The sequence below is a fragment of the Vibrio sp. GLN_1 genome (assembly GCF_043106015.1).
Taxonomy (GTDB): domain Bacteria; phylum Pseudomonadota; class Gammaproteobacteria; order Enterobacterales; family Vibrionaceae; genus Vibrio; species Vibrio parahaemolyticus.
Genome location: NZ_JBICMD010000014.1, coordinates 362154 through 385061, shown reverse-complemented (window position 1 = coordinate 385061; position 22908 = coordinate 362154). Strand labels below are relative to the sequence as shown.

General features: G+C 45.3%; 23 protein-coding genes. 6 read left to right on the top strand and 17 right to left on the bottom strand.

Annotated features, from left to right (window positions below):
- Positions 1–95 precede the first annotated feature (95 nt).
- The 9 genes from ACF8OV_RS06640 to ACF8OV_RS06600 all read right to left on the bottom strand — a co-directional run bounded on the left by ACF8OV_RS06640 (position 96) and on the right by ACF8OV_RS06600 (position 9334).
- Positions 96–575 carry a glycine zipper 2TM domain-containing protein gene (locus tag ACF8OV_RS06640; RefSeq protein WP_140123929.1) on the bottom strand — a complete coding sequence of 160 codons (480 nt, stop codon included), beginning with the start codon at positions 573–575 and terminating at the stop codon, positions 96–98.
- A gap of 124 nt (positions 576–699) precedes the next feature.
- Positions 700–1311, bottom strand: coding sequence for a CDP-alcohol phosphatidyltransferase family protein (locus ACF8OV_RS06635; protein ID WP_025576357.1), 612 nt, complete (start codon positions 1309–1311; stop codon positions 700–702).
- The gene (locus ACF8OV_RS06630) at positions 1304–1951 is read right to left on the bottom strand and encodes an ATP-binding cassette domain-containing protein (protein ID WP_020903950.1); all 648 of its coding nucleotides are present in this window, start codon (positions 1949–1951) and stop codon (positions 1304–1306) included. Before ACF8OV_RS06630 ends, ACF8OV_RS06635 begins: the two co-directional genes overlap by 8 nt.
- Entirely contained in the window at positions 1917–3626 is a 1710-nt protein-coding gene (locus tag ACF8OV_RS06625; RefSeq protein WP_203502807.1) for an ABC transporter permease, read from the bottom strand. The genes ACF8OV_RS06630 and ACF8OV_RS06625 overlap by 35 nt, the downstream gene beginning before the upstream one ends.
- A 9-nt stretch (positions 3627–3635) precedes the next feature.
- Entirely contained in the window at positions 3636–4796 is a 1161-nt protein-coding gene (locus ACF8OV_RS06620; RefSeq protein WP_140307007.1) for an ABC transporter substrate-binding protein, read from the bottom strand.
- Positions 4797–5018: 222 nt separating this feature from the next.
- Complete coding sequence (locus ACF8OV_RS06615; RefSeq protein WP_005462335.1) at positions 5019–5696, bottom strand: TVP38/TMEM64 family protein; 678 nt, start codon at positions 5694–5696, stop codon at positions 5019–5021.
- Positions 5697–5765: 69 nt separating this feature from the next.
- Positions 5766–6536, bottom strand: coding sequence for a (Fe-S)-binding protein (locus ACF8OV_RS06610; protein ID WP_203502805.1), 771 nt, complete (start codon positions 6534–6536; stop codon positions 5766–5768).
- On the bottom strand, positions 6533–8329 hold the full coding sequence (locus tag ACF8OV_RS06605; RefSeq protein ID WP_193304970.1) for an FAD-dependent oxidoreductase: 1797 nt from the start codon (positions 8327–8329) through the stop codon (positions 6533–6535). The genes ACF8OV_RS06610 and ACF8OV_RS06605 overlap by 4 nt, the downstream gene beginning before the upstream one ends.
- 21 nt (positions 8330–8350) lie before the next feature.
- A complete protein-coding gene (locus tag ACF8OV_RS06600) occupies positions 8351–9334 on the bottom strand; it encodes a sulfurtransferase (RefSeq protein WP_203502803.1) in 984 nt (327 codons plus the stop codon).
- A 362-nt stretch (positions 9335–9696) separates the two neighbouring features.
- Here ACF8OV_RS06600 and ACF8OV_RS06595 point away from each other — a divergent pair, with 362 nt between their 5' ends.
- Positions 9697–11439, top strand: a complete 1743-nt coding sequence (locus ACF8OV_RS06595; RefSeq protein ID WP_373897128.1) for a PhnD/SsuA/transferrin family substrate-binding protein — start codon at positions 9697–9699, stop codon at positions 11437–11439.
- Entirely contained in the window at positions 11429–12025 is a 597-nt protein-coding gene (locus tag ACF8OV_RS06590; protein ID WP_017448681.1) for a response regulator transcription factor, read from the top strand. The genes ACF8OV_RS06595 and ACF8OV_RS06590 overlap by 11 nt, the downstream gene beginning before the upstream one ends.
- 59 nt (positions 12026–12084) lie before the next feature.
- Here the strand turns inward: ACF8OV_RS06590 and ACF8OV_RS06585 are convergent, their stop codons facing one another.
- A complete protein-coding gene (locus ACF8OV_RS06585; protein ID WP_005486896.1) occupies positions 12085–12531 on the bottom strand; it encodes an META domain-containing protein in 447 nt (148 codons plus the stop codon).
- A gap of 189 nt (positions 12532–12720) precedes the next feature.
- On the opposite strand from ACF8OV_RS06585, the gene ACF8OV_RS06580 reads away from it, so the two are divergent.
- Positions 12721–12969, top strand: coding sequence for a DUF1289 domain-containing protein (locus tag ACF8OV_RS06580; protein ID WP_025499858.1), 249 nt, complete (start codon positions 12721–12723; stop codon positions 12967–12969).
- Positions 12970–13100: 131 nt separating this feature from the next.
- Here ACF8OV_RS06580 and ACF8OV_RS06575 read toward each other — a convergent pair whose 3' ends face one another.
- Together ACF8OV_RS06575 and ushA are read right to left on the bottom strand one after the other, a co-directional pair.
- Positions 13101–13322: a hypothetical protein gene (locus ACF8OV_RS06575; protein ID WP_005462330.1), complete on the bottom strand. Its 222-nt coding sequence runs from the start codon at positions 13320–13322 to the stop codon at positions 13101–13103.
- 418 nt (positions 13323–13740) lie between these two features.
- Entirely contained in the window at positions 13741–15456 is a 1716-nt protein-coding gene (gene ushA / locus ACF8OV_RS06570; protein ID WP_203502799.1) for a bifunctional UDP-sugar hydrolase/5'-nucleotidase UshA, read from the bottom strand.
- A 349-nt stretch (positions 15457–15805) separates the two neighbouring features.
- Between ushA and ACF8OV_RS06565 the strand changes: the two genes are divergently transcribed.
- Positions 15806–16513: a GNAT family N-acetyltransferase gene (locus ACF8OV_RS06565; protein ID WP_203502797.1), complete on the top strand. Its 708-nt coding sequence runs from the start codon at positions 15806–15808 to the stop codon at positions 16511–16513.
- A gap of 11 nt (positions 16514–16524) precedes the next feature.
- On the top strand, positions 16525–17040 hold the full coding sequence (locus ACF8OV_RS06560) for a GNAT family N-acetyltransferase (RefSeq protein ID WP_317676144.1): 516 nt from the start codon (positions 16525–16527) through the stop codon (positions 17038–17040).
- 140 nt (positions 17041–17180) lie between these two features.
- Here ACF8OV_RS06560 and rplY read toward each other — a convergent pair whose 3' ends face one another.
- The 5 genes from rplY to ACF8OV_RS06535 form a co-directional block, all read right to left on the bottom strand.
- Positions 17181–17459: a 50S ribosomal protein L25 gene (gene rplY, locus ACF8OV_RS06555; RefSeq protein WP_005378066.1), complete on the bottom strand. Its 279-nt coding sequence runs from the start codon at positions 17457–17459 to the stop codon at positions 17181–17183.
- 284 nt (positions 17460–17743) lie between these two features.
- The gene (locus ACF8OV_RS06550) at positions 17744–19093 is read right to left on the bottom strand and encodes an ATP-binding protein (protein ID WP_025818177.1); all 1350 of its coding nucleotides are present in this window, start codon (positions 19091–19093) and stop codon (positions 17744–17746) included.
- Positions 19083–19742, bottom strand: coding sequence for a response regulator transcription factor (locus ACF8OV_RS06545; RefSeq protein WP_005478918.1), 660 nt, complete (start codon positions 19740–19742; stop codon positions 19083–19085). The genes ACF8OV_RS06550 and ACF8OV_RS06545 overlap by 11 nt, the downstream gene beginning before the upstream one ends.
- An 18-nt stretch (positions 19743–19760) precedes the next feature.
- Entirely contained in the window at positions 19761–20186 is a 426-nt protein-coding gene (locus ACF8OV_RS06540) for a PepSY domain-containing protein (RefSeq protein WP_005462404.1), read from the bottom strand.
- Positions 20187–20318: 132 nt separating this feature from the next.
- Complete coding sequence (locus tag ACF8OV_RS06535; protein WP_021453519.1) at positions 20319–22070, bottom strand: DEAD/DEAH box helicase; 1752 nt, start codon at positions 22068–22070, stop codon at positions 20319–20321.
- A gap of 121 nt (positions 22071–22191) precedes the next feature.
- On the opposite strand from ACF8OV_RS06535, the gene rsuA reads away from it, so the two are divergent.
- On the top strand, positions 22192–22893 hold the full coding sequence (gene rsuA / locus ACF8OV_RS06530) for a 16S rRNA pseudouridine(516) synthase RsuA (protein ID WP_203502788.1): 702 nt from the start codon (positions 22192–22194) through the stop codon (positions 22891–22893).
- Positions 22894–22908: the final 15 nt, after the last annotated feature.

Below are 22908 nucleotides of genomic sequence, written 5' to 3'. Positions count from 1 at the left end.
CCGCGCAAGCCGATGAGTAAGCAACGTACGCTTGCGCGGATTAAGCTCTTTGAGCCAAAACAGCAGACCAATGGAACGGAGTCATCGTGTTCAAATTAGCGAGGTACAACCCTTGCGTCATTACCAGACATGTTGATTTGAACGGCTTGGCCTAGCTGGAAAATCATGTTTGGGTTTGCTTCTTGAACGACAGATATGATCTTTCCATCCTCTAATCGAATGGTCAGGTTCACACCATTTCTTTTCGCGGTTGCTTCGGCGGCTTTACTACCTGCATAACCACCTAATAAACCACCACCAATGGCTGCGATATCCGAGCCAGAACCGCCCCCAATTTTCGAACCCAAAATGCCACCCACGGCAGCCCCTGCTATTGTACCGATGGCGTTGGATTGGGTAGAGGCATCAATGGTTACGGGTTCTACTTTTTCTATCGTGCCGTAGTAAACCTGCTGAACTTTGCGAGTGTCGGACGAGCCGTATGCATCTCCGTACGGGTTAGGTGAGCTACAGCCGCCAAGCACGATCGCACAAGTAATGGTGAGCAACATGCCTAACTTGATGTGTTTTTTCATATAGCCTCCGAATGGTTTCTCCACCCAAAGAGTATATACCTCAATTTAGCATGTGCTTTGATGCGTTAATAAACAGCCGCTTAGTGATGTTCTTTCTCAAGAATACGTACATTTCTGAGCGATGTTAACGGCCTTTTAGCGTATGAAACCCAGAGTAAATTCGCGTGAATGTGGTAAACCAACATGCCGCACCGAAGATGTATGCAATGACCGAAAAGTGCTGTGGCATCAGGCAAAACAGCACAAAACAGCCGATGGTTTCCGTGCCTTCGGTTAAACCGCTCATGTAGTAGAGGGATTTGTGTTTATACACCGGATTATCGATGCCTTGTTTCCCAGCCATGATGGCAAAAGCCAAAAAGCTGCTTCCCGTTCCGACAAAGGAAAAAATTAAAAATGCCCCTGCAATGGCATTTTGTTCTGGATTTGCTAACACAAAACCAAAAGGAATCAGGGAATAGAACAGAAAATCTAAGCTGATATCGAGAAAACCGCCCGCATCAGTAATACCTTGAATCCTCGCCAGTGCGCCGTCTAATCCATCACAGATTCTATTCAGCAAAATAAACAGCAACGCCAACAAGTATTGTTCGGCGATCAAAGCCGGCAGAGCAAAACAGCCAAGCACAAAACCAAATACTGTCGTTTGATTTGCGGTGATACCACATTTGTCGAGGTATGTCGCACTGATTGCGAGCGGTTTTCGGATGAGCTTTATACTCAGGCTATCAAGCATGATTTGTCTCCCACGGCCAGTTTAGGCAGCGGCTGCCATTGGGAATATCGTCTTCATCGTGGGTTACCATCAAAGTAGGGATGTTCGCTTGCTGCAATTGCTCGACCACCCAATTGCGAAATTGTACGCGCAGATCTTTATCTAACTTGCTGTAGGGCTCATCGAGTAGCGCAACTTTCGGCTTTGCCAACAGCATACGAGTCAAAGCAATACGGGCACGTTGTCCTCCGGAGATTTGATCTGGGAAGGATTCGGCAAGTTTGGTCAATGCAATGTTCTTCAGTGCTTGCATGGCGTGAGCTTTACGTTCTTCACCTTTGATTGAGTTTGGTAGCGCGAAGGCAAGGTTCTCCCACACCGTCAAGTGGGGGAAGAGCAAATCGTCTTGGAATAGAATACCGACCTGACGCTTATGGGCAGGGAGGGCATCCAACTTTTCGTTATCAAGCGTAATGGATCCAGAGTAGTTGAACTCGGCGGATAGGTGTCCAGCAATAGCATCCAACAAAGTGGATTTACCACAACCACTTGGTCCCATCAGAGTAACAATTTCACCTTTCTCTACGGTCATGTTGAACGCTGAAAAAAGCGTGTCGCCATTGGCTTTACGGATGGCGAGGTTTTCGAGACAAAGACTCATTCAGTAGTAAACCTTTTATAGACAAGCGGCGATACTTCACGTGTAAGCGGCTTAGTAGTATCGCAAAAGAGAAGAACAAGAACGGCAAGAGTGCTTGCCAAATGGCGTAAATCGCGGTGACACGTCGGTCAAAACCACTGGATAGCGCAACGGCTTCGGTGGTGATGGTGCTAATGCGCCCAGCCCCTAGCACCAATGTCGGCAGGTATTGCGCCAGACTTACGCTAATCCCAACCGCCCATGCGAATGCAATCGCAGGTAGGAGGATTGGCAGTTTCACTTTTAACCAAGCTTGCATCGGTGTTTTACCCAAGCTGAGTGCGACGCGAGTTAAGCCGTTATCGAAGCTGCGCCACGGCCCGTCTAGCGAGAGGTAAATAAATGGGAACGCGAAGAATACGTGCGCCCAGCATACCCAAAAGAAATACGCGTTACTGTTTAAGTACAGCGTCACTACTTGCATACCGAATAGCACGGATAGCTGAGGAATCAGCATTGGGATGGCGATGATGTAACCGGGCACCTGCCAGCGATAACGAAGGCGATACTCATGTGCGATCAAGGCAAGAGCTAGAGCGACGGTCGCGCTGATAACGGCAATCAGCATGCTCTGTTCCAGCGTGCCAAGAATGCTGTGCCATTCGTATTGCCAAAAACGCAGGCTATAGCGGCTCGGTAGTAAATCTGGAAAGCGCCAGCGTTGAGCAAAGCTCCACACCACCATGAGTGGAATCATTAGAAGTACGAGTAGCGCAATCAGTGAAAATAGGGTTTTACCGGGTAAACGAAACCCGTTTCGACCAGAGTACTGCCAGCGTTTGAAGCCTTTGGTAATACACCATTCCATCAAGCGTGCAAATCCAATCAAAAGGCTAGCGATTGCAAACAACACGACCGCGCCTGCGGCAGCTCTTGGTAGTAGCGATAAATCTGGGTCGTTAAACCACTGCCATACCAAAACCGCAAACGTTGGTGGGTTGGTAGGGCCAATAATTAATGCAACATCGACAACCGACAAGCTGTAAGCCAATACCGCCAGCATTGGAAAGCGCAGTTTTGCTATCCATTGTGGGAATACGCATTTCCACCACGCTTGCGCCGAACTGTAGCCCATCGAATGACTGACTTTTTCAATCTTATCGACTTTCAATTGCTGAAGAATTGGAATACTCATCAACAATAAAAACGGCACTTCTTTAATCGCAAGCATGATGACCAAACCGAGTGCATGCGGGTCTTTAATCAGCAATGCTAAGTCATTCACCGTTTGTGCATTGGGATCGTAACCAAACAGTTGGTTGAGAACACGAACGCCCATACCTGTTGGTGCAAACAAGAACGCAAAGCCAATTGCAAACGCGACATGCGGCATAGCGAGAAGTGGCGAGAGGCTAACTTCAATTTTTCGCCAAAACTTACTGCCCCAAGACGCCTGAAGAATTGCAAACGTGATGAAGCAAGCCAAGTAGCTACTAAAAATGGCAGAGTAGAAAGTCAGCCCGATGGATGTCCAAACACCCTCCCAATCAAAAACAGCGTTAAAGCCATCCAAAGAAAAGTGGTGCAAGCCGATAGGAGGTACATAACCGAGCGCAGAAACCACCACTCCGAGTAGTCCCGGAATGGTAGGTAAAATACAAACAGCGATAATGACTAAATATAGCGCTCTTAACATGGGCTCTTATTAATTCCCGTAGCGTTTCAACCATTCTTTTTCTAAGGCAGATTGCCAACTCGGATGCGGCTCAGCGATAGATTTGAATTGTTGAGTATTTTTAGCCGAACCTGTTAGGTATTGGCTGCTTAGCACTGAAGGATCGCCCCAGATGTTAAGGTTACCTTTGCGAGATTGTGCTTCAGGGCTCAATAAAAAGTTTATCGCAACTTGCGCACCGGCACTGGCATTTGCGTTCCAAGGAATCGCTAAGAAGTGAATGTTTGAGAGTGCACCTGCGTCCATCGCATACGCTTTGGTGCTTTCTGCAAGATTACCACTCGATTGCGCAGAAAAAACCGCGTTTGGGTTAAAGGTAATCGCAAGATCAATCTGACCATCATCTAGTAATTGAAGCGTTTCAGCCGTCCCTCCTGGGAATTGCTTACCGCCACGCCAAGCAACTTTATGGAACTCATCTAGGTAAGCCCATAGCGGTTGAGTAATTTGCTCAAATGTTTCACCAGTGACTGGTTTTTGCAAAGCGGGATCGTTGTTGGCCAACTCAATCAACAGTGCTTTAATAAAGCTTGTCCCATGAAACTCTGGTGGGCGAGGGTAAGTTAGGCGATTTGGAAACGCTTTTGCGTAACTCAGCATTTCAGCAAAAGATCGAGGAGGGTTATGCAGGGTTTGCTCATCATGAATAAACACTAATTGCCCCACACCCCAAGGTGCTTCCAGACCTTCAGTTGGCTCTGAAAAATCCACATCAATTGGCAATGATTTATCAACGTACTGCCAGCTTGGCAAACCTTCAACAAAAGGACCAAACAGTAATTGGTTATCCTTCATTGATTTGAAGTTCTCGCCATTGATCCAAACCATATCAACACTGCCACCGCTGTCTTTGCCTGCGGCTTTTTCTGCGATTAGGCGAGTGGTGGTTTCAGAAATATCAGTGACTTTCACGTGATTTAGCGTCACGTTGTAGCGAGATTTAAGCTCTTTGCCTGCCCATTGGATATAGCGGTTGATCTCTTGGCTACCACCCCAAGCATGAAAATAGACGGTTTGTCCGTCGGCTTGTTGTTCGATTTTTTGCCATTCACTAGCGGCCGATGAGTCAGCAAAAGATGAAGTCGCAAAAGTGGTGGCTAAAATGCCAATGGTACTGAGTAGCTTTTTCATACGTAGTCCGTGTTTTTCTTCTGGTTCTTGTTTGAAGCTTCGCTGAGTTTGTTCGCGAATGGCCTCTGTCCTTCACAAGGATAGTAATCTATCTCGCGGTATTATCAATGTGAATCCCAATAGGATTTATTAATTGATTCAGGGAATTACTATCAATAATGTAAAGGGTAGAGCGCAGCACGATAGCTGCACTCTTTTAGCATCAATGTTGGATAGACCGGACTACTTCGCTAATTCTTCCATATTGATGCCTTTTTTCTTCGCGATGTATTTTGGAATCAGAGACATACCAAACAGCACAAGACCCGCAACCGCAAATTTCACTAGCAACATCACAGACACGCCGTTTGTCGCAATATCCCCCGCCATGTAAGCGAAGATGAATGCGCCTGGTGCCATTGTCAGTAGAGAAACCAGTGCGTAAGTGCCTAGGTTTAGGCTGGTTAGACCGTAAGCGTAGTTTTGTAGGCTGAAAGGGAATACAGGCACAAGACGAGTCAGAATTAAGAAGCTTGTACCGTTTGCTGCTACACCGTCATCGATTTTCTTGAAGATTGGGTTATCGCCAAACTTTTTCATGATGGTGTTGCGAAGCAGGAAGCGCGCCACGATGAATGCCGCTACTGCGCCAAGCGTTGCAGAAAACAGCGCTAAGATACCGCCTTTGATAGGGCCAAATACGATACCTGCCACAATGGTGAACGCGCTGCCCGGCAGTAGGAAAACACACGCAAACACGAATGCTGCTACGAATACGGCGTAGCCCCACACACCAAAGCTGGCGATCCAATCTTGTAGGCTCTTGATGTCTGTGATGATTTCAAGAATGCCAGTTTGTTTAGCCGCGAACAGAGCAATAGCTACAACAGCGACAATAAGAGCGATTTTTACGAATTTCATAAGTTCAACTTCACTTAAACCTAATAATTAAAAAGATATAGCTACAAAGACGTAGTTACATAGACATAGCTACACAGACATACACTTGATCAGACCCGCTTTTGATTTGTAGCGGTTGAACCAAGCTTTTACAGGGCTAGCGAGTACGTTTACTGGCGGCTCATCACCTTGCATGATCACAGGGCCGAACATCAGATCCAGAATGTGCCAAGATTTCGTACCAACACCCATCATGGATGCACGACAAGCTGAGCAATAAACCACGACGTAGTCTGTCTCAAACTCTTCCACGCGGCGTTTGATTACGCGTGTTGCGACGTCTGGGTTTGCTGGCACTACCATGCCGCCAAAGCCACAACAACGTGTGTTTTCACGTGTGTGTTCTGGCTCAGAGGTTTTGTAGCCAAGCTCGTTTAAGATCCAGCGAATGCCGTCTTGCAGTTCTTTCTCGTAGCGAGTCGAACAAGAGTCGTGAATGGTAAACACTACGTCGCTGTTTTTGGCTTTACCGCGCAGTTCTTCCGGTAAACCAATTTCTGGAAGCAGTTTCCACAATGAAACCGGCTTTTGTGTGCCGCCAGATTTCTTGATCATGCCGTAGCAGCTTTGGCAAGCCACAATGACTTCTTGTGCATCTAGCTTGTTGAAGTCTGCTTGAAGCTGGCCGTAACGCTCTTTGAACTTCTCAGTTTGGCCAATAGCAGCGGTTGGTTTACCACAACACTTCTGTACTGCGCCCATGTCTGGGTACACTTCTTTTAAGTAGCTCGCAATTGCTGCGACGCCTTCTGGTGAGTAGGATGGCAAGCTGCATCCTGGCATAAATACTTTATTACTCATTTTGTCGATACCGCTCGTTTTGCCATAGTGAAGATTTTTGAGAAGCCCAGCTTCTGGTGCATGTTGATTGCTTTGTGACCCGGCATTGGTGATTCACCATTGTTTGCCTTAACAAAGTCAGCACGTGCGCCTAAGAACATTTCCTTCATTGGGAAGTCTTTCGGACATACGATGGTGCACTGGTCACAGGCGTTACATGAGTAAGCCATCAGTGGGTCCATTGACTTGTTGTTCACGAAGTCAGAGAAGATGGTCTTCGGACAATCACTGAAGTCGTTCATCATGATGCACTCGGTCATACATAGCTTGCAGCTACATTGCAGACAGCGAGATGCTTCTTGTTTGATTTGTTCTTCAGTAAAGCCTAAATCCACTTGTGCAAAATCTTGTTTACGCTCTTCAGCGTTACGCAATTCACCGTGTAGGCGAGGGGTATCTACCGTACCTTTTGGTAGTGGTACGTCTAGACGAGATGAGTAGCTGTATTCTTGCTCGAAGTCGCGGTCTTCAGTTAGTGGGCGAGTCGTTAGGAAACGCTCAACACTCATTGCGGCTTTACGACCTAATGCCATCGCTTCAATCACGATGTTACCGCCACACGCGTCACCGGCTACGAAGACGTCTTCTAGGCTCGATGCTAGTGTTTGTTTATTGACCACGTAACGACCACCGCGAGTTTGCTCTAGTGCACCGTCAGTAATGTCTGCCACGATTTGACCGGTTGCAAAAACGATGGTGTCTACAGAGATGGTTTTGCTTTCTTCGCTGTACTGAGGTGCAAAGTTGCCTTGCTCATCAAAGATAGACAGGACTTTCTTGATCGTAATGCCGGTTACTTTGCCGTTCTCGTGTTCGATAGCAACTGGGCCCCAACCTGCGTTGAACTCGACGCCTTCTTCTAGTGACTCGTCGATTTCGACTTGGCTTGCTGGCAGGTTTTCAATACTCTCAAGTGAGCATTGGTACACGTCGCTTGCACCAATACGCCATGAAGAGCGCGCACAGTCCATTGCAACGTCACCACCGCCGACAACCATCACTCGTTTACCTGCACGTGGAAATTGGCGAGTTTCAGAAATCTCTTTTAGGTATTCAACCGCAGAAAACACGCCATCGTTGTCATGACCCGGCAGAGGGATGATCGAACCGACGTGTGCACCGTGAGCCAGAATGACAGCATCATGCTCGCTGCGCAGTGTGTCGAAGCTAATGTCTTTGCCGATCTCAACGCCAAACTGAGTTTTAATACCCAGCATCGCTAGGTAGCTGTATTCGAAATCGATAACATCGCGTGGTAGACGGTATTCAGGGATACCCACACGCATCATGCCGCCGTAAACGTCTAGCTTTTCGTAAATCGTTACTTCGTGGCCTTGACGACGAAGCTCAATAGCCGCTTGCGCGCCAGCAGGGCCTGCACCAACGATCGCGATGTGTTTGTTCGTCATAGGGGCAATGTTGAGATCCCAGTGATCTTGGTTATCCATTTTCTCTGCGACGAAACGTTTGATGCCTGCAACGCTGATTGGCTGACCGAACTCAGTGTTACGACGACAAGACGCTTCACAAGGGTGGGCACAAATACGACCAAGAGTTTGAGGAAGGAATAATTTGCTGCGGATCAGATCCAAAGCGCCTTGGAAATTCCCTTCACCAGCCATGCGAACGTACTGTTTTACGTCTGTGTGCATTGGACATGCGGTTTGACATGCCGGATCGGCATCACCCATACAGCCATCGACAATCATTTGCGCGGTGTCGTATAGCTTTTGGCTAAAAATTACATTGTTCATTAACTGCGGTTTCCGTGTTGATTAGCTCTTGCCGTTGATAACGTTCACTTCAGGATTCTTCTGCTCGTAGTGAGCATGGCTGTACTCGATCCATGAGCCGTCGTAGTTGTAAACGCCTTCTGCACCTAGTACTTCAGTAAGAATCATGGTGGTGTGGGCAGAGCGAACACCAGACTGGCAGTAAGCGATAACTTTCTTGCCTTTGATGATGTCGCCGTAAAGGGCTTGCAGTTCTTCTGCTGATTTCAGCGTTGTGTCTTCGTTCAACGCTTTGGTCCAGTTAATGTGAACACTGCTTGGGATAGTGCCCGGACCGTATGCGCCAGAAACCGCAACTTCACCGTTGAACTCGTCGTTGCCGCGAGTATCTAGGATCACCCAATCAGTGTTGTTTTGCGCTGCGATAACCATGTCTAGCGTTGCTAGGGCATTGTTCTCTTGTTGTGTGTTAGGTGCGTTGTATTCAACCGCTGTAACGCTTTGGTTTGCAGAACCTGTTGGGTAGCCAGCGCCCATCCAAGCGTTCAAGCCCCCGTCAAGGTAACGAACATCTTGATGGCCAAGGTTATGGATTTGCCAGTAAAGACGCGCAGCATCGTGGTGTGAGCCCGCAGCGTAGACGACGATTGTGCTGTCTGTTGTTGCGCCGAAGCTGCCTAGGATTGTTTCCATTTCTTCTGTGCTATTACTCATACCGCCGAAGTCGTAGGCGTCTTCAGTCGCTGAGTAATCGTTACGCCACATAGTGTAAGAACCAGAAATAGGACTATCTGGTTTGATAGGGTTTAGCGCACCGATCACAACCACGTCTTTGTCAGCATCCATCAGCGATTTCAGTTGTTGTGCAGAGATGAAGTGTTCTGGGTGAGCGTACTGTGTGAACTTCTGCTCTTGAGCAGCAGCATCCACAATCACAGCCTCAGCTGAGAACATCGTATTGTAAGCTGAGTAGCCAACCGCTGCGACAGCGGCCAACACACCCAACGCAATTGTCGATTTTTTCATGAGTTGCTTCCATATTTTAATTTAAAGTTTTGCTGCCGAATCCTTGATATTTCGACAGATAGAATGCTTTTGAAGGGGGAGTACAGGCATGAACGTTTCTTAATCATTTTTGGTGTTCATGGCTTAAAATAAGCGGAAATGCGTTCTACCCCTTTGTGGGTAAGGCATTCTGAGGAAATCAATAGTTAGGCGGTATTGTGGTTTCCCACAATAATGATGTGGGATTGATCTAAAGCAACAAAGTTAGAGAGGGGAACGGTGCTAAAATGCGAAACCAATACGCTGTCGTTGTGCTTTATTAAGTGACTAAAAATTATTTTCAGAAACTCCTTTATTCTATTGTATTTGTTTGTTTTACCTGTATTTCTCATGTCAAAGCAGAACATCAGTCTGATAGGACAACATTTGATGTAGGTGTGCTGGCATTGAGAGGGCATTCTCACGCTAAAGAATCCTGGCAACCCACAATGACATGGTTGGAAGAACAAAACCCCAGCTATGAATTTAACTTACATACTTACGATTTTGACCAACTAGAAGAAGCCTTTTTACACGGTTGGTTGGATTTCATATTAACGAGCCCAGGACAGGCAACTAAGCTTGCTCGTGAGTACCCTATTAACTGGCTAGCAACGCAGAAAACGGCTTACAGCAATGTGCCGAACAAGTCGATAGCATCAGTCGTTGTTGTGCGTGAAGAATCGCCTTTTAAAACACTGAGAGACATCAATGAAGCCAGTATTGCCGCTGTATCAGAAAAGGCGTTTGGTGGTTTTCTTGCTCTACGTTATGAGCTCGACAAACTTGGGTATTTCAACTCATCGTTCTTTGAAACAATCCATTTTACTGGCCCACCGACCGATCAGTTGATTCTCGATGTGATCGACGACCAAATTGATGTTGCAATTGTTCCTGCTTGTACGCTGGAAAACATGGCGGCCGAAGGCAAGATAGAGCTGCATAATTTGCGAGTGCTCAACGAAAGAAGACCTGCTGATTCGGTTTGCGCAGTTAGTACTCCTCTGTACCCAAATTGGACCATGGCCATGACGGAGCGTGCTCCGGTAGATGTTGGGCAAAAGGTCGCACAAACCCTGTTTGCAATGCCTGCATCGCATTCAGCCGCTATTGCTGCCAACAATGTGGGTTGGACGCTACCTGCGCCTAGCGTTAACGTAGATAAAGTCTACAAGCATTTGGACTTACATCCCTTACAGAAACCTTGGGCGCAAAAGGTTCAAGAGTGGCTACATAAAAACCAAGCAGTCGCTATCGCAGCGCTGCTAACATTGGTGTTACTGACTATCTATCACTTTTGGCTAGAGTGGACGTTCAAACGTAGTAGAGAAAAGTTGAAAGCTACCCTCAATGATTTACGTCGCAAGAGTAGCATGTTGGAACATGCTCAACGTATTACGATTGTGGGAGAATTAGGCAGCAGTATTGCACATGAAATTAATCAACCATTGGCTGCGATTAAAAACTACAGTCAAGGTGCAAAGATGCGGATGGAGCAAGGCACTACACCCGAGGAAATGTTGCCGATAATAGAGAAAATTCAACAACAAGTGACGTCTGCGAGTGACATAGTGCAGCGTTTACGTAGTTTGATTCACCGGACGCCAATCGAGAAAAGCTGGGTTGACTTACCTGCCGTCATCAATGATGCAATGAAGTTGGTGGATTATGAGTTCCAACGTCAAAATATCCAACTAGGTGTGATGTATTCTGGCGAGGTACAAAACGTTTATGCGGATGTGACCGGATTGCAACAGGTGATCATTAATGTGCTTAATAACGCCAAAGATGCCTGTCTTGCTCATTCGACTTCGCAAAAAGAGTTGTTTGTTGATCTCCATGTCAGCTTTTGTGATGACGTTGTCATCATTGATGTCATGGATAACGGGGTCGGGCTCGAAGAGCAAAATACCCCTCTTGATCAGCCTTTTTATACCACGAAGGAAAATGGCCTAGGGCTAGGGCTTGCTATTTGTCGCGATGTAATTGAAGCGCACCAAGGTTCCATCAATTTTAGGTCAATTGACCCATCAGGGTGCCAAGTGACTATCGTTTTACCATATCAGGAAGCTCAGAATGAGTCGTAATCTTTGTCCACTTTATATCGTTGACGATGAAGTGCCTGTTTTAGAATCAATGGCTTTTATGTTAGAAAGTTATGGTTATAGCGTCGATGTCTATTCAAACGGGCAAGATTTCTTACAGAGTGTGAATCTGCATCAAGCTGGATGTGTATTGTTGGATAGCCGAATGCCAGAAATGCGTGGGCAGGAGCTTCACCTGCTAATGCGTAATCAATGCAGTCCAATCAGCGTTATATACCTGACTGGGCATGGTGATATTCCAATGGCAGTCGACGCCTTAAAAGAAGGCGCGTTGGACTTTTTTCAAAAGCCTGTGGACGGTAATGCTTTAGTGGCGGCAATCGATAATGCTATGGAATGTTCACTAAAAAACCAAGAAAAACAAAGTGCAAAACTAACTCTTCAAAGCCTTACTAGAAGAGAAAAAGAAGTACTGATTCTGGTGGTTAAAGGGATGAAAAATCAGGATATGGCGAACCAACTGTGTGTTTCGCTTCGCACTATAGAAGTTCATCGCTCCAATGTAATGAAGAAGTTGGAAGTAGAAAGTTTAGCGGCATTGATTCATAAAGTAGGGCACGTAATTTAGGTATAAAAAAAGCAGCCAGTTGGCTGCTTTTAAAAATGGTTTTGTTTACTGACTTGAGATTAGTTTACCCAGTCACGTAGAGTAAACGTCAATTCATGATCGGCATTTTTCAGAACAAGACCATCTTTAGTTAGAGTGATGTCACTCCAGTTAGATAGTGTTTGTGTCATTGCATTTTCGATCTTCATTTGATCTTCCATACACATCTTCATGGTCATGCCCATTTTCTCGATGCGTAGTTGGTTGTTTTTCAGCTCAGCTTGACCGAAGAAGTTGTTACAACCCGCATTGCCGTTTGCTGTTAGGTTTTCACCGATTTCTAGGCGAGCCGCTTTTTGGTTTTCGTCTAGAACGATATTCTTACCATCAACTTGAACAAGTTCCCAGTTGTGGTGCTGTAAATCTTGAGCCGTAATTTCTTTCACATCATCACCGTTGCTAGCACAAGCAGTCATAAGAACAGGGAGAGAGATTGCTGTAACTAACGTTTTTAGGCTAAGCTTCATTTTATAGACTCCGTTTTTAGAAACGCGGTAAGTATAAGTAATAAAACACTGTTTTTGTCAGCATACGGTTATGGTTTCGTATGTTTTTGACATAACGAAGTGTATAACAGATTTTGTCGGTGAGTAATCTTCTCGTTTAGTTATTTAAACTAGGCAAACACGCCCTAGCATGGAAAGAGCGTTTATAGTATGGAGCAACTGGAATTTTTCACTGTCCCAAGCCCTTGTGTTGGAGTATGTACCTCCGATGAAAAAGGGTTTTGCAAGGGGTGTATGAGAAAAAGAGAGGAACGGTTTAATTGGCTGAACTTAACCCCCGCTCAGCAGTTGCACGTTATTAAGTTGTGTCGTCAAAGATACAGAAGAAAGATGTTGGCAGGTAAGACGAAGCCAGAACAGCTTCAAGATAATTCATCACCTCAACAAGATTTGTTTTAGAAGCATTTCTAATTAAGGTGCGGACACGCCATCGTTCTTGTTTCTGCTTTTTACATATTCCCGGCCCGGCAAGGTATCCTTTAAGAACCGGGAATCTCCTATCCATTTTCCCTATAAATCGGTAATTGGCGTTATTTCATCGACCAACGGTCGCTAACCCAGCCTCCCGCTTGTTCGTCAAAGTGATTTCCTGCAAATCGATGGTTGAGCTCAACCTCTAATTTGCTTGTTGGAAGCTCATCCATTAACTGGTGAATGTACCTTGCCATAGGGTCGGTACATGCTTCACGTTCTCGGCGGATGACCACTTCTTTGATCATTTGGAGTCTGTAGCTATTGCTGGCTCGTTTCATTTTTGACCTCCAGAACTCGATGGCAGCAGTTTGAACACATTGACGTCCAGATCGCTGCTCATTGGCGTGCGCGTGGAGGCACATCACCATCGTTTGAAGTCCAAAGACAAATTGTTTGAGAGCAGTGTTTGTAACGCCATTCACATCTTTCTCAGAATCATTGACTATGCGAATAAAAATGTCTCGCGAAATTTAGCCGATGAGCCTGCATATTTGAAAGACCTTATCAAACATAGAAGCCCAGCACAGGGGCGTCAACAACACAAATGAACAATTTTTGAACAGATTGTGAAGGTGGAGAATTATCAGCAATTTATCGAAAATAAAAAACCGAAGCACAAAGCTTCGGTTTTGATTTAGGAGCTCTGACGGATTGATTCGATAGAACCATTCTAGTCAGAGCGTAAGGTGTAGAGTATTAGCTACCAGTTGCAGGACAGCCTTTCACTGCTTGGCTATTGCTGAAGTACTTGATGTTGTCTAGGTTCTTGTTGTAGCTATCCGCCGAGATTTGCGGGTTGTTTACGAAGAACTCACGCAGTACTGATGCGTCTGTCATTTGAGTTGATTCAACTTGGATAACTGGGTAGTCATCACCGCCTGCAGCGCTGAAGCTAATTACAGCGAACGTGTAAGTTGCGTCTAGGTTGAAGCCTTTACCGTTAATGTCAGTAATAGTTACTGAGCCAGCATCACAATCTACATCTAGAGTGATGTTGTCTAGTTGAGCGTAAGCACCAGAACCCGCAGATTTCGTAGCAACGACGTCTAGGTATTCTTTTACTTCTTTACCTGTCATGGTCGCTTTTGTTACGAAGTTACCAAATGGTTGTACTGTTAGTACATCACGGTAAGTGATATCGCCAGCTTGGATTGAATCACGAACACCACCGGAGTTCATCACACCAAAGTCTGCTTTCACTAGCTCGTATGTACGGTACGCTTCACCTAGTAGGTGGCCAAGGTTCGTTTGCTGTGAGCGAACTACACCGCGGTCGCCTTCAAGTTTGCCATCCGTAGAAGATACTTTAACGTCAAGCAGATCTTGACCTTGTTCTTGGTAAGTACGAAGAATTTGCTTAACTACAGCATCTGGCTTGATTTCTTCAGCGATGAATTGGTAGTCACCGTTCGCATCTTTTGCCTTTAGGTTTACTGGAATCAAAGCGTAGTTTGCTAGGTGCAGTTTGCCATCGTAGTATTCGAAGTCTGCACGACCAACATATTTACCCCACTCATGCGCTTGCATGATGTATGTGCCATTTTGTTGGTCTGGAGCACACTCGTCACCTGGTTTGAAGTCTGCGTATTCGTTAGTACCCGGCTCCATACATACTGGGTTTTGTGAGTGGCCACCAATAATTGCATCTAGTTGGCCTTCTTCAAGAGAACGCGCTAATAAAACGTCACCTGGTGCTTCGCTACCATGGTTACCATCTTGGTAGTGACCCATGTGTGTTGTTGCAAAAACTAGATCGACAGTTTCGTTTGCTTCGATTTCCTTAAGTACTTTTTTGATTTCAACTTGAGGATCTTCGAAGTAGATATCAGCAACGTTACTTGGGTTTACCAGTTTCGCTGTATCTTTTGTTGTTAGGCCAACAACCGCAACTTTAAGTCCGTTAATCGTGAAGACTTTGTAAGGCGCGAAGTAACGTTCGTCGGTTACTTTACCATCGGTGTCTTTCTTGTAGATGTTTGCAGCGAGCATAGGGAAGTCAGCCCATTGGATCTGCTTGCTCAAAACATCTAAAGCGTTATCAAACTCGTGGTTACCGACAGCCATTGCGTCGTAACCAAGCAGGTTCATCCCTATGAAGTCCGGTTCTGCATCTTGCATGTCTGACTCAGGAACACCTGTGTTGATATCACCGCCAGACAATAGAATGGTTTCGCCACCGCTTGATTCCACTTCTGCACGAATAGAGTCGATCAAAGTTTTGCGTGCAGCCATGCCATATTCGCCTTTGCTGTTTTCCCAAAAGCGGCCATGGTTGTCGTTAGTGTGTAGAACGGTGAATTTAGTACAAGAATCTGCAGTCTCACAGGTTACTGGTGAATTGTCGCTGTCTGAGCCGCATCCTGCTAGCGCAGCGCCCACTGCCACTACCAATAGAGATTTGGAAAACTTCATAAGGGATCCTTTCTTTGTGATTTTGTTATTGTTACGGCGTGAAATATACGGAATTAATGTGAAAGTTTAGTGATCTATCTCTTATTTATACTTCTATCGAAGATACGAATTAATAAGCATGCAAACTACGTCTATAAATAAACAGAATTGGTATTTAGCATTTATTTTATGTGGCTTAAGCTATTTTTTGTGAGGCAGTTAATTGAATGCGTGTTGTTTATGTGAATCAATACGCATTTTGGTGAGGTATGACGCTAAGTTTGGTTATTATTTTGCCAAATTCATGTTTTTCTAAGTTCCTACGAAACAAATAGTTATAATTTTCTACTGCAAAGGTAGAGAGGTAGGGATGCTTATAAAATCATCTGCGAAAACAGCAGAAATCGATTGCTCTTGGCGCAATCAGTTTGAACTCAGTCAAAAACCGTACAACGGTTATTACTATGACTCCCAATTTTGGAAAAGGTTTTCCGAACACACCGCTGTTTATTTATTCCAATCTGATGCGTTTACTCTTTTATCCTGTCCGGAAAATCTCTGGCATAAAATTAAACATTTTCAGCCGAGTGAGCTAGAGAGAAAATTAAATAACCTGCAATTATTCTGCGAATATGACGACGTCGACTATCATTTATTTAATGATAATACCTTCAATAAAGATGCTGATGTTTTCACTTTGAATATTGAATCTGACAATGAGTTGCTTGACGCATTTTTACGTAGTAACAGCGCAGAAGATATTGAGAAAGCCGATTTCGAGCTCGATAGCCACTTCTTCTATGGCATTTTAGAAGAGGGTAAATTGGTTGCGGCATTAGCGTCATATTGCTACGAAGGAAAGGAGCCATTTGAGTCGTTATCGTTACTGGTTAGCCCTAAAGCGAGAGAAAAAGGGTGCGGTAAGCGCTTGCTTTCACACTTAGTGGCGGAGGTTAAAACGCGAGATCGTAAAGTGAGATACCGAGTAAATATCGAAAATACACCTTCGATTAAGTTGTGCGAATCTTTGGGATTTGAAGCTTATAACCGATTGCGCGTATTTACTCAGGATGAATAGAAAGGAAAGTAATGGGATACACAGTAAGGAATGCTGTCAGAGAAGAAGCAGCTCAAATTGCTAAAATACATGTCGATTCGTGGCAGGTGGCGTACAAAGGGTTAATGCCACAAAGCTATATAGAGCAGTTTACCATTGAGCGCCGAGAAAGGATGTGGACACGAGTTATGACGGAGCAACTGGCTCAATTGATCGTGGTTGAGAAACAAGGGGAAATCGTCGGGTTTTTAAGTTACGAGTTGCCTAACCACACCAGTGAAGATAAAACAGCGTTGGTAACGTGTTGCTATGTCTCGCCGTTACATTATGGGCAAGGGGCAGGAAGTGCACTGTTAGATGAGCTCGAAACACGTCTACTCTCCACGCCAGTTATGCAGATAAGTCTGAAAGCACTGAACACCAATAATCAAGGGCTGAATTTTTACAAGAAGTGTGGTTTTGTGCGTACCGGGGAAGAAGAATCCGAAATCATTGATAGCATGACGCTGACTGACCTCACTTTAATGAAGTACATTGCCCGTTCGTAAATCAAATGCCATATATAGTAAAACCCCGGAGGTGGTAAGACTCCGGGGTTTTGAAATTTTTTAGATGTCTCGGTTGGTAAATCCGATTATCTTTTATGCAAAAGGTCTGGATTTAATCCGATTAATTCCTTGGTAGGGAATTAGATACGGATGAAGTCCATGTGTTCAACTTTTGGCTTGAACGCGTGACGTTGAACGTCTTGTGGCTTAACTTTAACTTCTTTGCCATCGATAACTAGAACGATGCCTTCGTAGAATTCAGGCTTGTCCATTTGGTTTACGATGTCGTCGTGGTTAAGAACGATAGCTACTGCTGCTTCTTCACCGCCGTATACAACTGCAGGGAATTTGCCAGCGTGACGTAGGCGGCGGCTCGCACCTTTACCTAGTTCAGTACGTACTACTGCTTCGAATTTCATAGTATTTACTCTCAAATTAGTAAAAATCAAATGTTCACAATCAACAATGCGACCTTGTTGTTCGTGGTAAAGCTTGAAACAGGAACTGTTCAAGCGAGCGCGGATACTATCATTCCACTTAGAATTGGGCAACCCAAATCGTATCTAAATCAATAAAAACACATCATTTGGCGGATCCGAAGTTGATGGTTTTCATCACTTAGCGTGAAAAATGCTCGTATCGCTTCTATTTTCATCGGTTTGATTAGCGTTTACCGATGAAAAAGAGTCTTTAGTGATTCGTTTTAAGTACGGCTACGGTGCAACGTTAATGTGGCTTTTAAACCACCCATTTTGCTCTTTTCTAAAGCCAGTAGGCCTCGATAGCTGTGCGCCATTTCACTCACAATATTTAAACCGAGCCCAGAACCTGGCGTTGTTTCGTCTAATCTGACACCACGTTTGATGACTTGGCCTAATTGCGCTTGAGGGATTCCAGGCCCATCGTCTTCGATAATCAGGTGGATACTATCTTTATCCAGAGTAGAGTGGACGCGAATCATGCTATTTGCCCATTTATAGCCATTTTCAAGCAAGTTACCGATCATTTCATCGAGGTCGGTTTTTTCGACTGCAACATTCAACTCAGAATCAAGCTCATTAACTAAGGTGATGTCTCGCTCGGCATAGACTTTATCGAACGCCATTGAGATAGCATCCACTCGCTCTGCTGGATTGGCTTTAACAGAAAGGATGTTCATGGAACCCGCCATTCGAGCGCGACCTAAATGATAGTCGATGTGATCTTGAATCTGGTTGAGTGGGGCGTTTAAGCGTGCTTGCGTTTTGGGCTCTAGCGTTTGCACTTCATTTTTTAACACAGATAGCGGCGTTTTGAGTGCATGTGACAAATTACCCGCGTGGTTACGCGCACGCTCCAGTAACTCCTGATAATGGAAAAGAAGAGCGTTGAGGTCTGAAATAAGTGGCGAAATCTCTTTCGGATAAGTTTCTTCTAAACTCTTTTTATTTCCAGCTTTGAGCTCTGCCAGCTCTTTTTGAAGTTTAGTTAGTGGACTCAATGACCAAACGATTTGCAAGAGAATGACAGTCAGAACGCCAGCAAACAACAATCCTAGAATTAGCCAGAGTTGACCAATAAGGGTTTGCAGTGTGCTTTTTATTGGCTCTTCGTCGATACCTACGATGATATGAATTGGACCATCGTAGTCGGGTAGATATAGCGCTTTTTCCAGAGTAATCAGTTTTTCGTCTCTTGCACCATAAGCATCTTTATCGAGTCCTTTATACTCGATTCTTTTATCCCACAACGAGCGAGAGCGTTCGAGGCTTGAGTCTGTCGATGCACTCCAATATAAGCCGCTGTACGGGCGACTAAAGCGAGGGTCCGACAGTTGAGCTGCTAACGAAAGATGGCCTGTATGATCGACTTCCAATTGAGCGGCGATTTCATCCATAAAGATGCTCAGTTGGGAGCGCGTGTCGTCCACCATATAGTTATAAACTTGGGTAGGAATGGTGACACCCGCAGCAAGGATCATGGCGGTGAGCCATACAACCGCCGCCAACACCAATCGGCTTTTGATACTTAAGCGCTTTAAGGCATGCAGCGGCAGTTTGTTCTTATTCGGCATTCAGTTGATACCCTAAGCCACGCACGGTTTTGATGATTTTTGGGGCGATTTTCTTACGAATACGACCGATAAATACTTCAATCGTGTTGGAGTCACGATCAAAGTCTTGCTTGTAAATGTGCTCCACAAGCTCCGTGCGTGAAATGACTTTTTCAGGATTATGCATAAAGTAAGCGACTACTTTATATTCCAGCGCTGTTAGGCTCACTGCTTGGCCTTGCCACATCACTTTTGAGGTTCTGGTATCTAGGCTTAAATCGCCTATTTGCATGACCGGAGAAGCGTTACCAGATGCTCTGCGCAGTTGGGCGCGAAGACGAGCGATAAGCTCAACCATTTCAAACGGCTTAGTCAGGTAATCATCGGCGCCTGCGTTTAGGCCTTCTACTCGTTGAGTTAAGGTATCACGCGCACTTAGGATCACGACCGGAGTGTTGATGTTTTCATCTCGAATGCCCTTTAAAACGGTCAAGCCATCGAGTTTCGGTAGACCAAGATCGAGTACAATCGCGTCCCATTCTTCGGATGTCGCTCGGTAGAGCGCGTCAATGCCATCTTGTGATAGTTCAGGTACCCAACCGTTATTTTCCAACGTTTCGATAATTTGCTCGCCTAGACGAGGATCATCTTCGACAACAAGTATTTTCATGGCAGCGCTTCTTATTATTTAGTTTTGTGGTGGTTTTAAAGCTTTATTGAAGTTTCGACCTTTGACTTCCAGCATTTCCAATGTGGCAGCGTCATATTCGACTTTCAACACACTATTGTTGAAGAGTATTTTCAGTTCGTAAACCCATTCATTGTCATCTTCTTCAAGCTCGACTTTGATGATGCGACCATAAAGGTCATTTTCGACGGCTGCGTAAAGCTCAGAGAAGGGACGAATGTAGCCTTTTTGTACGGCGCGGTAGACCTCATCCTGGTCTTCATCAAATTCGATACGAGTGCCGGGCTTTTCGACATCTTGCACGATGGCGTGGCCATTTTGTGTGGTGTAAATATCATTTTGCTGCGCGAAGCTTGGTGCAGAAATCAGCATCGGGGCGAGGCTGAAAAACAACGCAAGATTTTGAGAAGTCACTGGTTTATACATAGCAAAACCTTTTCTGAAGAGTTGGCAAAATTATATCTAGCTGTACATGAACAGAAAGTGAATCATCGTGTGAACTGTCGGTTCAGTCACATTCACTTTGCTCTTGGCCAATTCACTGGTGCGAATCGAGCGTTATTTAAGTTCATCTTCAAAAATCTTGTCGCGTAACTTCCAAAAGCGCCCAGACTTTCTGGCAATGACAAACTGCGGTAAACGGAAACGGTGTTGATTAGCGACGACTCGTGTAGGCGATGCTTCTTCAAACGGGCGATGTTTATCGGCAAGGTGAGGGCGCACAAACTGGTCTTTAAAAGTTTGCTTCTGTTTCTTGGTGTTTAATGACCAAAACTCATGAACTAACGCATGACCCTCGCCTTGGTATGGTTCTCCCGAATACGTGACTTTGAGCTGTGATTTACCGTCATTTGATTTGAACACGGACAAGTCCATTTCTGTGCACTCGAAGATCAGTGCGTCTTTCAAATTCAGCGCTTCTTTCAGTTTCTTATCTGGGTCGACCAATGTTGCATCACATTCATGGCATATACGAGCGGCAATATCATTATCTGCGCCACATTCGCTGCAATATTTGGCACGAAAACGGTAGCCACAATGTTCGCGTTCGCCCGTGTCTTCATCTTCAAAGTAACCTTGGCATCGTCGGCCAAAGTGTTCGAGTAAAAAGCCATTGCTGTCCAATTTACCCCAGAAATTGTTGTTAAATCCGCAAGCGGGGCAAGGAATAGTAATGATCTCGCTGGTGGAGTCGGGTTTTGGATCTCCCACTTCTGGCTGATACAAATCGTAACTGTTACCCGCGTAATCGAGTACCAGACATTCATTTTTACCTTCCGATAAACGCAAACCTCGTCCAACAATTTGTTGATATAAGCTGACCGACTCAGTGGGGCGCAAGATGGCAATCAAATCCACATGAGGCGCGTCAAATCCGGTGGTTAACACAGAGACATTCACCAAGTATTTGATTTCACGATTTTTGAAAGCTTGAATGATCGCATCGCGCTCTGGCGTTGGAGTGTCACCAATGACGATGGCGGTTTCGCCTTCTGGCAGCAGGCCGTGAATTTCTTGAGCATGTCGAACTGTTGCAGCAAAGATCATCACGCCTTTACGCTCTCTCGCGTATTGAATGATTTGCTCTACGATCTGAGGAGTGGCGCGTTTGGCTTTGTCGATAACCATGTCCATTTCCGCTTCTTTGTAGCGTCCGGTATTAGCGGGTTTCAGCTGCGAGAAGTCGTAAGACAAAACGGGCGCATCCATCATGCGTGCGGGGGTGAGGAAGTTTTCGTCCAGCAAGTAACGGATAGGCAGTTCGAAAATGCAGTCGCGGAAAAAGCGCGACTCTTCGGTGCGTACTTGACCTCGGGTGTGGTATTGATAAATCCATCCCATTCCTAAACGATAGGGTGTTGCCGTTAAGCCCAAAACTTTGATGCCAGGGTTGAGCTCTCGAAGGTGCGTAATCACTTTTTGATAGCTGCTGTTTTTATCGTCTGGCACACGGTGACATTCATCGATAACCAGAAGTGAGAACTGGTTTTTGAAGGAGTCCAAATTGCGCACTACCGATTGCACCGAGGCAAACACCACTTGTTGGTCGGTTTCCTTTCTTCCTAATCCTGCCGAAAATATGGCGCCTTTCAAACCGTAGCCTTCATATTTCGCGTGGTTTTGTTCCACCAGCTCTTTTACGTGGGCCAAAACCAGCACACGCCCTTTGGCAAGGCGTGCCAGTTCTGCAATAACTAAGCTTTTCCCAGCACCAGTTGGTAGTACGATCACTGCGGGGGTGGAATGTTTGCGAAAGTAATGAATAACGGCTTTAACAGAGTCAGCTTGATATGGGCGAAGTGTGTACATGAAAATATGTGAAATTGCTCAACTATTCGAACTAGGAAGGCTATAATACCTGACTTTTATACCCAAGTGACCTTTGAACCGTAATTCGGAGATCACTTGGGTATAATTCAATGAGGTATTCATGCGTTTAGATAAGTATTTGTGTGATGCTCTGGGTGCGACTCGCAAGCAGGCAACAAAGATCATCAAAAGTGGCGAAGTGCTCGTCGATGGCGAAGTACAAAAAAGTGGTTCATTCAAAGTGCCAGAAGGTGGTGTTGTAGAATGGGATGGCCGAGAAGTCGGTGCGCCAGGGCCTCGTTACATCATGTTGTACAAACCAGCGGATTTTGTTTGTTCACACGAAGATGGTTACAACCCTACGGCCTTTGTATTGCTTGATGAACCTAAAGTCGAAAACCTTCACTTCGCAGGCCGTTTAGATGTGGACACGACGGGTTTGGTGTTGATTACAGATGATGGCCAATGGTCCCACCGTATTACATCACCGAAACACAAATGCAAGAAAACATACCGCGTGTGGCTAGCGGATGCGATTCAACCTGATTACGTTGAAAAGTTTGCGCAAGGTATTGAGTTGAGAAACGAACGCGAAGCGACGTTACCAGCGCACCTTGAGATCGTGAATGAAGCAGAAAACGAAGTACTGCTTACTATCGTTGAAGGTAAGTACCACCAAGTGAAACGCATGTTTGCTGCACTTGGTAACAGAGTAGAACTACTTCATCGTGAGCGAATCGGCGATATCGTGTTGGATGACACTCTAGAACCGGGTGATTACCGTTATCTGACTCAAGAAGAAGTGGATTCTGTGTGGAATTAATCGTCGCTCTCGGAA

Excerpts from the sequence above, each read along its gene's own strand:
- ACF8OV_RS06625 (WP_203502807.1), bottom strand. The coding sequence starts at position 3,626 with ATGTTAAGAGCGCTATATTTAGTCATTATCGCTGTTTGTATTTTACCT.
- ACF8OV_RS06600 (WP_203502803.1), bottom strand. The coding sequence starts at position 9,334 with ATGAAAAAATCGACAATTGCGTTGGGTGTGTTGGCCGCTGTCGCAGCG.
- ACF8OV_RS06575 (WP_005462330.1), bottom strand. The coding sequence starts at position 13,322 with ATGAAACGAGCCAGCAATAGCTACAGACTCCAAATGATCAAAGAAGTG.
- ACF8OV_RS06540 (WP_005462404.1), bottom strand. The coding sequence starts at position 20,186 with ATGTATAAACCAGTGACTTCTCAAAATCTTGCGTTGTTTTTCAGCCTC.
- ACF8OV_RS06535 (WP_021453519.1), bottom strand. The coding sequence starts at position 22,070 with ATGTACACACTTCGCCCATATCAAGCTGACTCTGTTAAAGCCGTTATT.
- ACF8OV_RS06640 (WP_140123929.1), bottom strand. The coding sequence starts at position 575 with ATGAAAAAACACATCAAGTTAGGCATGTTGCTCACCATTACTTGTGCG.
- ACF8OV_RS06615 (WP_005462335.1), bottom strand. The coding sequence starts at position 5,696 with ATGAAATTCGTAAAAATCGCTCTTATTGTCGCTGTTGTAGCTATTGCT.
- ACF8OV_RS06565 (WP_203502797.1), top strand. The coding sequence starts at position 15,806 with ATGCTTATAAAATCATCTGCGAAAACAGCAGAAATCGATTGCTCTTGG.
- ACF8OV_RS06585 (WP_005486896.1), bottom strand. The coding sequence starts at position 12,531 with ATGAAGCTTAGCCTAAAAACGTTAGTTACAGCAATCTCTCTCCCTGTT.
- ushA (WP_203502799.1), bottom strand. The coding sequence starts at position 15,456 with ATGAAGTTTTCCAAATCTCTATTGGTAGTGGCAGTGGGCGCTGCGCTA.
- ACF8OV_RS06545 (WP_005478918.1), bottom strand. The coding sequence starts at position 19,742 with ATGAAAATACTTGTTGTCGAAGATGATCCTCGTCTAGGCGAGCAAATT.
- ACF8OV_RS06610 (WP_203502805.1), bottom strand. The coding sequence starts at position 6,536 with ATGAGTAATAAAGTATTTATGCCAGGATGCAGCTTGCCATCCTACTCA.
- rsuA (WP_203502788.1), top strand. The coding sequence starts at position 22,192 with ATGCGTTTAGATAAGTATTTGTGTGATGCTCTGGGTGCGACTCGCAAG.
- ACF8OV_RS06605 (WP_193304970.1), bottom strand. The coding sequence starts at position 8,329 with ATGAACAATGTAATTTTTAGCCAAAAGCTATACGACACCGCGCAAATG.
- ACF8OV_RS06630 (WP_020903950.1), bottom strand. The coding sequence starts at position 1,951 with ATGAGTCTTTGTCTCGAAAACCTCGCCATCCGTAAAGCCAATGGCGAC.
- ACF8OV_RS06590 (WP_017448681.1), top strand. The coding sequence starts at position 11,429 with ATGAGTCGTAATCTTTGTCCACTTTATATCGTTGACGATGAAGTGCCT.
- ACF8OV_RS06550 (WP_025818177.1), bottom strand. The coding sequence starts at position 19,093 with ATGCCGAATAAGAACAAACTGCCGCTGCATGCCTTAAAGCGCTTAAGT.
- ACF8OV_RS06580 (WP_025499858.1), top strand. The coding sequence starts at position 12,721 with ATGGAGCAACTGGAATTTTTCACTGTCCCAAGCCCTTGTGTTGGAGTA.
- ACF8OV_RS06620 (WP_140307007.1), bottom strand. The coding sequence starts at position 4,796 with ATGAAAAAGCTACTCAGTACCATTGGCATTTTAGCCACCACTTTTGCG.
- rplY (WP_005378066.1), bottom strand. The coding sequence starts at position 17,459 with ATGAAATTCGAAGCAGTAGTACGTACTGAACTAGGTAAAGGTGCGAGC.
- ACF8OV_RS06560 (WP_317676144.1), top strand. The coding sequence starts at position 16,525 with ATGGGATACACAGTAAGGAATGCTGTCAGAGAAGAAGCAGCTCAAATT.
- ACF8OV_RS06635 (WP_025576357.1), bottom strand. The coding sequence starts at position 1,311 with ATGCTTGATAGCCTGAGTATAAAGCTCATCCGAAAACCGCTCGCAATC.